Genomic DNA, 14213 nt, shown 5'->3' on the forward strand with positions numbered 1-14213 from the left:
GGAGGTCACAATAATGATTTCATGTTTGAATGTTTCGGTACAATACGGTCAAACAAAAGTAGTTAAAGATCTTTCTTTTGATGTGAAACAAGGTGAATTATTTGGAATTATAGGCCCGAATGGAAGTGGAAAAACGACTCTGTTAAAAGCAATCGGTGGAAGCCTATCTTTAGAAAACGGTAAAATTGTCATTGATGGAAATGATCTTTCTTCATTTCAATCAAAGGAATTAGCGAGAAAGCTTGCGGTTTTGCCACAGCAATCGGAAACGGCTTTTTCTTATTCGGTCTGGGATGTTGTTGCTTTAGGAAGGTATCCGTATCAAAAAGGGTGGTTACAAGGATTAACAGCTGAGGACAAAGCTGTTATTACTCAAGCTCTCAAACAAACAGATACGTTTCAATTTAGAAAGAAACCGTTACAGCAATTAAGTGGTGGTGAACGACAACGTGTACTCCTCGCGAGGGCCCTGGCACAAGAGCCTGATTTACTTTTGTTAGATGAACCGACAAACCACTTAGATATTTCTCATCAAATGTCATTACTAAATTCATTAAAGCAATGGTCCAGAGAAAAAAAGTTAACTGTGATCGCTGTTTTACATGATTTAAACATGGCTAGTCTTTATTGTGATCGTGTGTTGTTGATGGATGAAGGAAGGATGGTTTCTCTTGGAACCCCTATCAATGTCATGGAAGAAAAACAGCTTGAGGATGTTTATGAAGCTGCGCTTCAAAGAAAAGAACACCCAGCTGTGCCCAGTCCTCTAATCACATTTATTCCTGAACAGGTTGTTGCGGCCGCTAACATTAAAGGGTTAACAATTGAACATTCAAGTGAGTGGATTAAAATTGAGTGTCAGAATAAATGGAAGACATTATCTTCAGCTGTAATTGGAGCAGGCTTTCGCTGGCATCATCAATTTGTTAATCGTCATGTAGACAAGAACTATGTTAGTGAGAATGTGGAAGTAGAATTTTCTCAATTTCTACAGAAGCGGGGAGTGAGTTCGTCTGATTCACTTGGAATGATGACAGCGGCTTATCTTGAAGATGCTTGCTTTTACAACTCGGAACCCGAATCACCTTCATTATTAGTCGTTATTACGGCTGGTGCGTCAAATGCAGTTGATGCTTCACAATCATTTAAACGAGCTGATTGGGTTCAAACAATTGGCACGATTAATATATGGGTTTTTATTGATGGGAAGCTACCTGAATCTGCTTATGTCGAAGCAATCATGACTGTTACAGAAGCAAAGACGAAAGCGTTAAACGATGAACAGATTATTGATCCTGAAACTGGAACAATTGCAACTGGTACATCAACCGATAGTGTGTTAATTGCAGCGAGTCAAACAGGAGCTTGTTACGATTACGCAGGAACTATTACGCCTCTTGGTAAAGAAATAGCTAAACTTGTTTATGATGGGACAAGAGAAGCACTTAGAAACAACAAAAAACGGAGGGGGATTACGTGATAACACATCTTGTTGCTGCATGTCTCGCTGTCATGATAGACCGGGTAATTGGTGATCCGCGAGCTATTCCTCACCCCGTAGTTGGCTTTGGTAAATTAATTTCTTTTTTGGACAAACATCTGAATAAAGGGAGCGAAAGAAAATGGAGGGGAATAATGATGCTCTTAATTGTCTGTTTCTTCGCATTTTCTGTTCCTTTTCTTATCATTTTCTTAGCTTATCAATTTCACTTATATGTAGGAATTATTATAGAAGCTTGGTTAATCTCTACAACGATCGCAGCGAAAGGATTAAAAAAAGCTGCTATTGAAGTGTCAACCCCATTAAAATCAGGGAACATAGAGGAAGCGAGATTGAAGCTCTCATATATCGTTGGACGGGACACAGAAACATTAAAAGAAGAAGAGATTGCTCGGGCAACAATTGAAACAGTTGCCGAAAATACGAGTGACGGAGTAACAGCTCCATTATTTTTTGCTATTATCGGTGGTGCACCGCTTGCAATGCTCTACCGGGCAGTCAACACTTGTGATTCGATGGTCGGATATAAAAACGAGCGTTTCAAAGAATTTGGATTTTCATCAGCCAAGTTTGATGATATTCTCAACTGGATCCCTAGCCGGGTAACTGCTTTCATAATGGTTTTTTTTGGTCAACCTAAAGGGAAAAAATCACAGCTAGAGTGCTGGAAAATTGTTTTACGCGATGCAAGAAAACACCCAAGTCCAAACAGCGGTTGGGGGGAAGCTGCTGTAGCTGCTTTACTTGGGATTCAATTAGGTGGGTTAAATACATATAACGGGGTCGTTTCAAACCGGGCACTCATGGGTGACCCTCTTCTAAAAATAACAAATGATCTTATAGAAGAGACGGTTGAAATTATGCTAAAAACCGTTAACCGTTTTACTTTAGTGTTTGTCGTCGTCGGAGGTGTTTATTATGTTGTTACCTAATCATGGTGCAAATCCAAGTATTCTCTTAAAGCATCTTGGAAAGGAACAGACGGACTCTGTTATAGATTTTAGTGAAAATACGAATCCATTTGGTCCACCTGCCTTTATAAAAGATTTGAATAGTGACCAGTTGGTAAGCAGTATAAAGGCTTATCCAGATCCTAATGTAACAGACCTCACTGAAAGATTAGCTTTTACAAATAAAGTGCCAAAAGAAACCATTCTTGTTGGAAACGGGGCAGCCGAACTCATTTATTTAATTGCTCAACTATTTGAGAATAAACATGTTGCGATTGTTGAGCCGGCTTTTTCGGAATACAGAGAAGCTTGTGAGGCGTTTGGATGTGATATTACTTCCATTGTTCTACCGCCACCATGGAAGCTAGATGTTGAAAAAGTTACCTCTACCTTTTCAAAAATTGAAGCTCTTTTCATTTGTAGCCCAAATAATCCAACTGGAGTACAATACACAGAAAAAGAGATCATTTTTTTATTGGAAGAAGCTGAAAAAGCAGGTGTTTACATTATTTTAGATGAAGCGTTTTATGATTTTTCTGAAGAAGGTGTTGGCTTAGCCCGTTTGCAAAGAAACTTCTCTCGGTTCATCATTTTGCGTTCTTTAACGAAGATGTTCGCTATTGCTGGAATTAGACTAGGTTATTTAATAGCCGATAAAAATATAATTAAGAAAGTAAGTCTTTATCAGCCTACTTGGAGCGTCAACGGAATAGCCCAACACATAGGATTAAAACTTTTAGATGAAAGATCATTTGTCACGAACACGGTAGAAAATATTCACATTGAGAGAAGGCGTATGACGCAACTACTTCAAGAGCTAGATTATATTGTTTCGGATTCATCTGTTAATTTTTACTTGCTTGGTGAGGAAACGAGAATTGATTTAATGCCTCTTTTCATGTTCCTCGTTGATAAAGGAATCATTGCACGTCATACCTATAACTTTAGTGGGTTAAATGGTGCCTATTTGAGGTTTGCAGTTAAAGATCGGTTAAGCAATAATCATTTATTAGCTGCTTTATCTGAATGGAGGAAAAGATGATTTTTTTTATATCCGGAGGAGTCCGAAGTGGTAAGAGTCAGTACGCCGAACAAAGAGCGAAAGAATTCCATTCAAGTAATGGGAGAAATCTTTATTATATTGCAACTAGTAATGTCTATGACTTAGAAATGAAGGCAAGGGTAGCTTTACATCAACAACAAAGAGAACAAGACATGGAAAGATGGAAGCTATATGAAAGAAAAACGGATTTACACCAACTTTTACCGGTATTTCAAGCTGGTGATACTATTCTTTTAGATTGTGTCACAACTCTTTTAAGCAATGAATTGTTCCAGGACGGGGAAATTACAGGGAAGAACTGGGAAGATGAAACATACGTAAGAACCTTAGAAAATAAGTTGACCAGCCTTTTTACGGAAATGGCAAAAGCTCCTTATATAGTTGTAATCGTTTCGAATGAACTGAGCTTTGAACCGATGAACTATGAATTAAGTACGCAAATATATTTGCGCTTACTGGGCCGTCTTCATCAAAAAATCGTTTCTCTTGCTACGGAAGCGATACTCGTTGAAAATGGAATCCCTTTAATAAAGAAAAAGGAGAACTATATATGAATACTCTAGCCCATTCTCTTGAGAAAAAACATCCCTATTATGGTGCAAAGGTAGCTTTACATGAATTATAGAATATGGATTGACGGCATTGTACTTGCATTTCAGTTTCTAACTACAATACCAATCAGAAAGGAAATAAAGTGGGATGACGAACGAGCGAAAGCATCTGTTGCCGCTTATCCTATTATAGGCCTAGTAATTGCTTCTTTATTGGCTTGTCAATGGTTTGTTTTAAATAGCTATCAGATTTTTTCACCGTTGATAGCGGTTTGCTGGTTGTTGACATTTTCACTTCTTTTTTCAGGTGGTCTCCATCTTGATGGTTGGGCTGATTTTCATGATGCTGTGTTTTCACGAAGAAGCAGGGAACAAAAATTAGAAATCATGAAAGATCCGCGAATTGGTACGTTTGGTGTTCTTGCGGTTCTATTTCTACTCGGTTGGCGCTTTGTATTTTTGTTAGAAATCATTCAAATGAAGCATTCGCTCATTATCTATGCTGTTTTTATTATACCTTTTTTTGTTCGTATGCTCTTAGGGTGGCAACTTCTTTTAGGAGAATTTGCTAGAAAGCAAGGAATGGCTGTTGCGTTAAAAGTTGCAAAAGGTAAAGAAGTAAGAAGAATTTATTATATTTGGTCTATAATTTGTTTTATCCTTATACTCTTTTTTACTCCAAGTTTAATATGGTTATTCTTAGCAGCTTTTCTATTTTTATTTCTTTGGCTAAAATGGGTTCACTATCAAATTGGTGGAATTACAGGTGATACGATTGGAGCTGGTGCGGAAGGAGGAGAAACGTTTTTATGGGGAATCCTTTGGTTCTTACTCTTATTAGACATGGTTTAACTCAATATAACGATGAGAAAAGATATTTAGGTTGGCTTGACCTTCCTTTGTCTGAAAAGGGAAAAAAGCAACTTGAAAAATCCCGGTTTGCTAGTTCAAAAACGAAACCGGCTTTATTAATTACGAGTGATTTAAAAAGAACAATAGAAACAGCCAATATCTTATTTCCAACACAGCCATGTATTTCTTTATCTAAGTTAAGAGAATTTCATTTTGGGGAATGGGAAGGGAAAACATATGAGTTGTTAAAAGAAGAACCCCTATACCAAAAGTGGTTAATGGATTATCAAACAATTTCTCCGCCAAAAGGGGAGACCTTTCAGGATTTTAGTGAAAGGACAAATGAAGCTTTTATTGAAGTATTAAATTTAGCTGAAAAAAACAATGTGACAGACATTACGGTTGTCTGTCACGGTGGTGTAATTAGACAATGGCTTACAGAATTTGCACCAAGAAAGCAGTCTTTTAATGAGTGGCTTGTACCGATTCATTCAAGATTTCAGTTGGAAGGTAACATTGATGACCTAAGGAGAGGATTAACATTCACTTCATTACTGGAGGAGCCTATCATGGCAAAAATAGATGGGCATTAACCTTTTATCAAGACGAACAAACTAATACTTGTTTTAATGCTTATAAAGAATTAAGGATAAACCCTTTGAATACAATAAATGGAAACGTATTCATATATGGTTTAGAAGCAGTAATAGAAACATTCTTAACTGATCACAATCCACGTGGCAGTTTTCAAGGTTGGTTAACTAACTGGCTTAAATGGGAAAAGGATAGTGATTCAAATCTAGTTTTAATTGGAGCTGACGTTGGTAAGGGGATTGTCCCTCTTGAAAAACACAAACGGTTGTATCGTGATGTAGTTGGATGGTGCTATCAAGATGTTGTAAAGAAGTCCGATCGGGTAGATCTAATTTGGTATGGCATAAATCAACAATTAAAGTAATGGAGGATAAGCAAAATGAAACTGTATACAAGAACAGGTGACGATGGAAAAACGAGTGTAATCGGGGGAAGACTTGAGAAGGACGATATAAGGGTTGAAGCATATGGGACAACTGATGAACTAAACTCATTTATTGGTGTAGCTATTTCTCAAATAGATAGTGAGTTGTTCCCAGATATTAAAGCGGAATTAATAAAAATTCAACACGAATTATTTGATTGTGGTGGGGATTTAGCGGTTGCCAAGAAATCAGAGCATCCTTATAAGGCAACTCAAGAGATTGTAGATTTTTTAGAAGCGAGAATTGATGAATATATTAAAGAGGCGCCTGAATTAGAAAAATTTATATTACCTGGTGGATGCACACTTGCCTCTACATTACACGTTTGTAGAACGGTCACGAGGCGTGCGGAAAGGCATATTACAAGACTGCACCGCGAGTCTGAAATATTTAACCCTATTGTTCTTAAGTATATCAATCGTCTCTCCGATTATTTATTTGCGATTGCCCGTGTAGCTAATTACCGTTCTGGCATTAATGATGTCGAGTACGAGCGGAGTGCGCTTGTTTTTAGGGATTCTAAAAAGAAAAAATAGTACCAAAGAAAGATGTCACAACAAGTTAATTTGTGACATCTTTTTTACATTTTATTCTATAAAGTTTTGTAATTATATGGTATTTTTAAGCGTAGATCTCATATATTGAAGGGTGTTCATGTTAGGAGGGGAAGATTTTTGAAAAAAGCCTTAATACTTTTACCTTTGTTGTTCCTTGGTGGTGGGTGTAGTGCAATTGCCTCAGCTAACGACACCAAACCTGCAGTTATGCACTCTTCGTATTTTAAAAGTGAAACAAAACAAAAACCAATTGTTTATTGGCCAGTTACCCTAAAAGACAGTTGGAATGAAATGGATCATAATATAACAATGAATGATTTCGGTTTTATTCTAACTCCAGAATTAGATGAAGATTCATTAAGACAATTAGCAAGTGAATTAGCTAGTCAGATAGATAAGGCAATGGTTAATCCAAAGTTGAAAGAAAATGGAGAAGTGATTGCTGGTCAGCCACGTGTTATTTTAGCTGAGGAGGAATTGATAGAGACTTTACGAAATTTGGAAGTTGGGACTTCAGAGTTAGAATTGCCAATTTATGTAACAGAACCGTTGTCAGCCGAAGAGATTCGTGGAATTGATCAAAAAATAGTTGCTTCATATAAATCCTATTTTAATCCATCGGTAGCGGGACGTTCCCAAAACGTCTTTTTATCATCTGAAGCAATAACAGGGGTTGTAATTGGTCCTGGAGATTCATTTTCTTTTAATCATACAGTTGGACAAAGAACAAGAGAGAGAGGATATCAAGAAGCAAAGGAAATTGTTGATAAGGAATTTGTTATGGGCATTGGTGGTGGTATTTGTCAAACATCGTCAACGTTATTTAACGCAGTTGATCAGGCTGGATTAGAAATGATTGAACGCTATACTCACTCACGTGAAGTTGGATATGTACCAGCAGGTCGAGATGCAACAGTTTCTTGGGGCGGACCAGATTTTAGATTTAGGAATCCTTTTTCATACCCTGTATTAATTCGCTCCTCTGTTGATAAGCAGCGCGGTGAGATTCAAGTAACCGTTCATAAACACTAATTCATAAATAACGGGATAGCTATGTCATTAGCTATTCTTTTTTGCGTTCCTATTAAAACATCCTCCTTCTGCATAAATCCTATTATTCATTTCATACTAAAGACAAAGTTTTGTTCGAGGAAGGGTGAGATAAATGCTTGGAAAATGGTTGTTGAAGCAATTTAGAGATAGTCGACATGAGACTATAGACGAGGTCTTAGCTATGTTTCAACAGTCAAGTGATTTTAGTGTTTATCCGTTAAAAAAAGAATCAAAGACTTTGTACATAGGTTATTATCAGACTATGATTGATAGTACCCGCTTAAACCGTGATCTTATTCCTTATGTGACCGCTGGTGAGGAACATAGTCTTGAAACAATATTACCTAAAATCCCCATTCAAAATAAAGAAATCATCACCTCAACACGTCTGCTTCGAGAAAAAGTGATGCATGGTTCGGTAGTCATTTTTGAAGGAAAACATCCTAAAAAATGTGCTGTGATTGATACTGCTCTTGACTCTAACCGTGCTGTTTCACAACCCGAAATGGAATTTACTGTGACGGGACCACAAGAAGCCTTTATTGAATCGTTAGAAACAAACATTAATTTAATTAGGAAGCGTTTGCCACTCCCCAACTTACAAGTAAAAGAGATGAAAATAGGGAAAATTACACAAACTAGAGTTTCCATTCTCTATATTGATGGTATTGTCGATCAGGATAATCTGCGGACAATGGAACAAAGATTAGCAGCTATTGAATTCGACCAAGTCATCGACTCGAGTAGTCTAGCACAAATGATCAGTGACAACTCGATGTCTATTTTTCCGCAATTAATTAATACTGAAAGACCAGAGCGTGTAGCGGCAGTGCTGGCTGAAGGAAAGGTTGCCTTTTTAGCGGATGGATCACCTGATGCCATAATTGGACCGACTACTTTAGTGGAGTTCTTTTCTTCATTAGAGGATTATTATCTTCCGTGGCAAATTGCCACTTCAGTACGCTTACTCAGGTTTTTCGCTGTTTTATTTTCAGTATTATCAACCCCAATCTATGTGGCTGTACTTACGTTTCATTATGAATTAATACCGAGAGATTTATTATCAACGATTATTGCTTCGAGAAGTAATATTCCGTTTCCGCCTATACTAGAAGCCATTTTTCTTGAGTTAACGATTGAGTTATTAAGAGAAGCCGGAGCAAGACTGCCTACTAAAGTTGGACAAACGATTGGAATTGTTGGTGGAATCGTAATAGGACAGGCTTCTGTTGAGGCTGGCTTAACGAGTAATATTCTATTAATCATTGTTGCTTTAGCAGCACTTGCATCATTCACGACACCTGTCTATCAGATGGGGAATACGATTCGTTTAATTCGTTTTCCATTTATTATAACGGCTGCTTTTTTAGGTGGGGTAGGGGTTGCCTTTTGTTGCTTGTTAACAGTTGTTCATCTATTGAATTTAACCTCTTTAGGTAGACCTTATTTAGAGCCTTTGTATCCACCAAGGTTTACTGACTGGAAAGATGCATTTGTTAGATTACCCTTTAGTTGGATGTCCTCGCGCCCAGTTTATTTAAGACCGAAAGACAAAGGCCGAGTCAATTTTACTAGAGCCAAGATGAAACATGATATTGACGAATAAAAGGAGGTGGAAGTGTGGATAAGCCCATAAAAGAACAGTTTTTAGTGTCAGGCTTTTTAACCTTCTTCCTTATTAACGGTATGCAAGTTGGGGTTGGGATTCTTAGTTTTCAGAGAAATATTGTAAAAACTGCTGGATATGATGGTTGGATTTCTGTTTTAGTAGCAGGAGTAGCCGTTCATATCATCGTTGCTTGTATTTATCTATTGTTAAAACGCACTGATGGGGATTTAGTTACCATTCATCAGAAACTTTTCGGAAAATGGGTAGGGAATGTATTAAGCCTTTTTGTTTGTTTCTATTTCATTGCATTAGCGACGACTGTGTTAAGAGCTTATATTGAAATTGTTCAAGTTTGGATGTTTCCAGATTTACCTACTTGGTCGATTGCAATTGTTGCCGCCTTATTTTTTTATTACGTTGTTTCAGGAGGGTTTCGTACAGTTGTTGGTTTAACATTTATTGGGGTGATCATTCCCGTTTTATTAACACCGATGTTATTATTACCATTAGAATATGCTCAATTTATTAACATACTACCAATTGCTAAACATTCTCTTACTGAAATCGCTCTTGGTGCTAAAGAGACAACTCTGAGCTTTATTGGATTTGAGTTGTTACTTCTTTATTATCCTTTTTTAAAAAATAGAAAGTTAACTCAGAAATGGGCTCAACTAGGTGTGTTCTCTACGAATTTTTCTTACACGATTTTAATGGTCATTAGCTTGGCATTTTATAGTGAAGAACAGCTTAATAAAACAATTTGGGCAACCTTAACTTTATTTAAAGTTGTCCAATTACCTTTTATGGAAAGGTTTGAATATATTGGTATATCAATGTGGATGTTTTTAATTGCACCCAATATTGCTTTAGCGTTATGGGGGGCTAGTAGGTGCGCCAAAAGAGCTTTCACGATGAACCAACGACTTGCACTCGTTGTCGCATTAGCCATTATGACAATTACAGTTATCTTCTTACCTACCAGACAAGAAGTAAATCTATTTTCAAATTGGGTTGGTGAGGTTGGATTTTATTTTGTCTTTGTTTATATCCCTTTCCTTGTCCTATTACAAATCATTGTCTTGAAAATAAGGAGTGGTAAACGTGAGCAAACAACTAATATGTAGATTAATGCTTAGTTTACTGATTGTTAGTTTATTATCTGGGTGTCTTGAAACACGAATAGTGGATGAGGTCGCGATGATTCGAGCGGCTGCTTTTGACATAGAAGACGATACTCGCATAAAACTTACAGCGAATTTTCCAACCTTTCCTGAAGAGGGGGAGGGAAACGTATTAAAAGATGGCACCATAACAGCATCTGGTGAAACGACAAAAGGCACTAAAGTTATTTTGAATAGCCGTACTCAAAAACCTATTGTATTTGGTCAATTGCGTGTCCTTTTATTTAGTGAAGAGCTTGCTAAACAAGGAATAGAGTTATATGTAGACGCGATGTACCGTGATCCTTCTGTTGGTAACCGAATTTATTTGGCGATAACGGAAGGGGATGATGCAGCTAAATTCCTTGAGGCTGAAAAGCAGGGTGGAGAGTTATCAGGAGTTTATTTGCCTGAATTAATTGAACAAAATATGGAAACAAGCTTCTTAGTACCAGTTAATATGCACCAGTTTTTGTTTAGTTTGTATAACGACGGAAGAGATCCTTATTTACCTGTTTTAAGAATGAACGATAACAATGATTATGCATGGGGAACCGCTTTATTTTCAGGTGAAGTTCTTCATTCAATGCTTGATCATGATGACTCGTTCATGTTAAAAATGATGATGCAAACGACGAGGCAAGCAACAAAGCAATTTGAACTCGTGAATGGTGAACAAACAAATTATGTTGTGATTGAAAACATTAGCAGCGATGTAACAAGAACAATAGATAAAACAGGGGAAACACCAACTTTTATTGTTACGATTGAGATTAATGGAGCGATTGAAGATTACGATGGTGAAGAAAACTTAGATGATCAAAACACGATAAAAGAAATTGAAAAATCAATAGAAAAGCAGATCCAAACGCAAACACAGGAATTATTATTGAAATTTCAGCAAGATGGTATAGATCCAGTTGGGGTTGGAGAGAAATACCGAAGTACGACTAGAGATTGGAATGCTCAAACATGGCAAAATGAGATCTACCCCAAAGTTGAAATGGTCGTTCACACTAATTTAAAACTCATACAATCGGGTGCGGTCGAATAAAAAAATGGAATAATTTATCTCTAACCTCCATAGGATAAAACGTGTGACATTTGAGAAGGTTCTTAATTCAAGGAGGACATCATGGTAGATTTTATAAAACGAATTTGTATAGCTCTTGCTTTGGCTACATTTATCGGGTTATTGTTTATGACTACAACGACCACTTTTGCCGAAACAAAAACAGAAGTGCCAGAGGAGCTTTTCGAAGCGCTTATCTGGCCTACTGTTGGTGAAGTGACCGATACGTATGGGACAAGAGGTGGCAAGCATTACGGCATTGATGTAGCAGCACCAGAAGGAACAAACGTTGTCTCAATTGCTGATGGAGTTGTTACTCGTTCGTATTATTCGGATACATATGGTAATGTAATTTTTATTGAGCATTTAAATGGTCTTGAGACCGTATATGCGCACCTGCACGTAAGAGGAGCAGAAGAAGGACAAGCAGTCACAGAAGGAGAATCGATTGGTACGGTTGGTAATACAGGGCGTTCGTCAGGTAATCACCTCCACTTTGAAGTACATAAAGGCAATTGGAATATTGATAAATCAGAATCAATAGATCCGTTTTTGGTGTTATCGAATGAACCAGAATTTATGTTTGCATCTCTGGGAGTGGATTCTCCTTATGGACAAGACTGGAAACAAAGAAAAAGTACATTTGTTATGAGTCCGAAAATTCTCGAAGATCGCACCGAGATTAAAGTGGTAGATTCTGAAGAAATGAGAAAAGTCAAATCTCTTGAAACAATAGAAGTAGTTGTTAAGTCAGGAGATACTCTTTGGAGTATAGCTAGTTCATACAATATGACAGTAGAACAATTAAAAAATTTAAATGACATTACAGATGAGCGAATTAATGTGGATGACAAACTGGTGGTTGAACAAACCAATATTCATATCATTCAACAAGGGGATACACTTACGTCTATAGCAGCTCAATACGGCCAAACGGCTGCTGAAATTATGAAACAGAATCAACTAGATTCAGATGTTATTTTTCCGGGTGAAAAAATCGTCATTTTCTAATCTATTCAAAAAACTTGTCGAATATGGTAAAATAAGGTCAGTTAAGAGTATGAGGATGACAGTTGAATGATGATTGAGCAGATTAATGTGAACACAGAATTATTCCAATGGTTAAATAAGAAAACGGACCTTAACAGTTCTCAGGTTGATTTAGTAGATGGATTTATTTTCATGCTAAAAAAAATAAACCATCATAAGTCCATTCGATTAGTTGATGATAAAAAGCTCCACCTCGGTTTTGGCGCTCGCACGATCGGACATTCGGTTATGAACTAATGAAACAAAAAGGGAAAAATAGAGTAGCTCATTTATATCAATTTTATATTGACGTTGCTTTTGCCGAGAGGTTAGTAGAAGTCAGATTAAATAGTGTAGTTGTTACGATGAAAGGAAGAGAATACCTGTTAAAAAACCGTGATGAGCAGTTAGAGGTTTTATTCAGGTATATTTGGTAGGCTAACTAGCAAGGGTGAATTTTAAAAAGAGATAAGGTGCTTGAAACTTAAGGAAAAAGTTTTAATCACCTTATCTCTTTTTTACAATCTGTTACCGTGCATTGAGTGAATTTTGGAATATGGTCTTACTGGTAACGAAGTGGACTGGAGCGAAAAAGGAATGAACATGTAAATTTACCCTCTAACACTATGTGTGTGAAAACAGCCATTTACCAAAAACAATGGTGTAAGTAAAAATAAAAGCGTATGCTTTGCCATCTTAAATCATATATATGAGTAGGAGGAGGGGGTAAAATGAAATATACGGTCCAAAAGGGAGATACTCTAGCAAAGGTTGCTTATTTATTCAAAGTTAGACCATTTGATTTACTACTATTTAATCCACATATTTATTCGGAGCAAAGTTATCTTTATCCAGGATTAGACCTTCATGTACCGTCTATTAACAGAGATCTTCCACTCATAGGCGATGATGTTCATACAAACTTAGAGTTCGGTCAAACCGACATTGAAAATAAAATACCAGAGCTACGAAATAAAGGCATTCATGTGGAAATCATTGGCTATTCAGTTATGAATCAACCACTCTATGCCTTTAAAATTGGTGAAGGAAAAAAGGAAATATTCTACTCGGGTGGATGGCATGCGAATGAATGGCATACAAGTAAATTCTTAGTTCAGTACATAGAACAACTAGCGGAGCATAAGCAAAATAAAACGTTATGGAATGGTTATGATATCGATAAAATTCTAAATGACATTACTTTGTATATCGTACCTCTTGTTAATCCAGATGGGGTTGACCTCGTTCTTCAAGGTATTTATCCTAGTCACCCTTACTATGAGGATGTTCTAGCGATAAATAAAGGAATGAAAAGGTTTGAGCATTGGTCAAGTAACATAAGAGGTGTCGACCTAAATCATCAATGGCCTGCAGGATGGGAAATAGAGGCAGTCGAAAGTCCTCAAGAACCATGGTCTCGTCATTACAGCGGGAAAGCACCACTCACGGAACCAGAAGCAATGGCGGTCTATACTTTTACGAATAAACATTCTTTTTCTCACGTGTTGGCTTTTCATTCACAAGGTCAGGTTATTTATTGGGGCTATCGTGGCATGGAACCTTTAGAAAGCAAGGAGATGGTCGAACGACTATCCTTGCTTCTTCATATACGCCCGTTCATACAGCTGAAAGTGATGGAGGGTATAAGGATTGGTTTATCCAAGAAACGGGTAGGCCTGGATTCACTGTGGAGGTTGGGGTTGGAACAAATCCATTATCCGTTAAAGCATTTGCCGAGATTTGGTCCAACAACAGTATGCTTGCACTTGAAGGATTAATTTTATAAATAAAGAAAGG

General features: G+C 37.1%; 16 protein-coding genes. All 16 read left to right on the top strand.

Features of this window, described 5'->3' with window-relative positions:
• Positions 1-13: 13 nt before the first annotated feature.
• The 16 genes from JCM9157_RS13600 to JCM9157_RS13670 all read left to right on the top strand — a co-directional run bounded on the left by JCM9157_RS13600 (position 14) and on the right by JCM9157_RS13670 (position 14194).
• Positions 14-1480, top strand: coding sequence for a heme ABC transporter ATP-binding protein (locus JCM9157_RS13600; protein ID WP_035665471.1), 1467 nt, complete (start codon positions 14-16; stop codon positions 1478-1480).
• The gene (gene cbiB / locus JCM9157_RS13605; RefSeq protein ID WP_081734184.1) at positions 1477-2433 is read left to right on the top strand and encodes an adenosylcobinamide-phosphate synthase CbiB; all 957 of its coding nucleotides are present in this window, start codon (positions 1477-1479) and stop codon (positions 2431-2433) included. The genes JCM9157_RS13600 and cbiB overlap by 4 nt, the downstream gene beginning before the upstream one ends.
• Positions 2420-3493 carry a threonine-phosphate decarboxylase CobD gene (gene cobD, locus JCM9157_RS13610; RefSeq protein ID WP_035665473.1) on the top strand — a complete coding sequence of 358 codons (1074 nt, stop codon included), beginning with the start codon at positions 2420-2422 and terminating at the stop codon, positions 3491-3493. Before cbiB ends, cobD begins: the two co-directional genes overlap by 14 nt.
• A complete protein-coding gene (locus JCM9157_RS13615) occupies positions 3490-4068 on the top strand; it encodes a bifunctional adenosylcobinamide kinase/adenosylcobinamide-phosphate guanylyltransferase (RefSeq protein ID WP_035665476.1) in 579 nt (192 codons plus the stop codon). The genes cobD and JCM9157_RS13615 overlap by 4 nt, the downstream gene beginning before the upstream one ends.
• A 60-nt stretch (positions 4069-4128) precedes the next feature.
• The gene (locus tag JCM9157_RS13620) at positions 4129-4917 is read left to right on the top strand and encodes an adenosylcobinamide-GDP ribazoletransferase (protein WP_035665480.1); all 789 of its coding nucleotides are present in this window, start codon (positions 4129-4131) and stop codon (positions 4915-4917) included.
• Complete coding sequence (locus JCM9157_RS13625; protein WP_081734187.1) at positions 4875-5510, top strand: histidine phosphatase family protein; 636 nt, start codon at positions 4875-4877, stop codon at positions 5508-5510. Before JCM9157_RS13620 ends, JCM9157_RS13625 begins: the two co-directional genes overlap by 43 nt.
• 65 nt (positions 5511-5575) lie before the next feature.
• Positions 5576-5875, top strand: a complete 300-nt coding sequence (locus JCM9157_RS13630) for a bifunctional adenosylcobinamide kinase/adenosylcobinamide-phosphate guanylyltransferase (protein ID WP_052013150.1) — start codon at positions 5576-5578, stop codon at positions 5873-5875.
• Positions 5876-5890: 15 nt separating this feature from the next.
• Positions 5891-6472 carry a cob(I)yrinic acid a,c-diamide adenosyltransferase gene (locus JCM9157_RS13635; protein WP_035665486.1) on the top strand — a complete coding sequence of 194 codons (582 nt, stop codon included), beginning with the start codon at positions 5891-5893 and terminating at the stop codon, positions 6470-6472.
• 138 nt (positions 6473-6610) lie between these two features.
• A complete protein-coding gene (locus tag JCM9157_RS13640) occupies positions 6611-7525 on the top strand; it encodes a VanW family protein (protein WP_035665488.1) in 915 nt (304 codons plus the stop codon).
• A gap of 133 nt (positions 7526-7658) precedes the next feature.
• Positions 7659-9152, top strand: coding sequence for a spore germination protein (locus tag JCM9157_RS13645; RefSeq protein WP_035665490.1), 1494 nt, complete (start codon positions 7659-7661; stop codon positions 9150-9152).
• Between the two features lie 14 nt (positions 9153-9166).
• On the top strand, positions 9167-10279 hold the full coding sequence (locus tag JCM9157_RS13650; protein ID WP_035665492.1) for a GerAB/ArcD/ProY family transporter: 1113 nt from the start codon (positions 9167-9169) through the stop codon (positions 10277-10279).
• Positions 10257-11369, top strand: a complete 1113-nt coding sequence (locus tag JCM9157_RS13655; RefSeq protein WP_035665494.1) for a Ger(x)C family spore germination protein — start codon at positions 10257-10259, stop codon at positions 11367-11369. Before JCM9157_RS13650 ends, JCM9157_RS13655 begins: the two co-directional genes overlap by 23 nt.
• A gap of 81 nt (positions 11370-11450) precedes the next feature.
• Positions 11451-12398, top strand: a complete 948-nt coding sequence (locus tag JCM9157_RS13660) for a peptidoglycan DD-metalloendopeptidase family protein (RefSeq protein ID WP_035665496.1) — start codon at positions 11451-11453, stop codon at positions 12396-12398.
• Positions 12399-12464: 66 nt separating this feature from the next.
• Complete coding sequence (locus JCM9157_RS25390; protein WP_235715005.1) at positions 12465-12674, top strand: hypothetical protein; 210 nt, start codon at positions 12465-12467, stop codon at positions 12672-12674.
• Positions 12674-12853 (top strand): hypothetical protein, encoded by a 180-nt coding sequence (locus JCM9157_RS25395; RefSeq protein WP_235715006.1) that lies wholly within the window; start codon positions 12674-12676, stop codon positions 12851-12853. Before JCM9157_RS25390 ends, JCM9157_RS25395 begins: the two co-directional genes overlap by 1 nt.
• A gap of 294 nt (positions 12854-13147) precedes the next feature.
• Positions 13148-14194: a M14 family zinc carboxypeptidase gene (locus tag JCM9157_RS13670; RefSeq protein WP_235715007.1), complete on the top strand. Its 1047-nt coding sequence runs from the start codon at positions 13148-13150 to the stop codon at positions 14192-14194.
• Positions 14195-14213 lie beyond the last annotated feature (19 nt).

It is taken from the genome of Halalkalibacter akibai JCM 9157 (genome assembly GCF_000513135.1).
In the GTDB taxonomy this organism is placed as follows: domain Bacteria; phylum Bacillota; class Bacilli; order Bacillales; family Bacillaceae_D; genus Halalkalibacter; species Halalkalibacter akibai.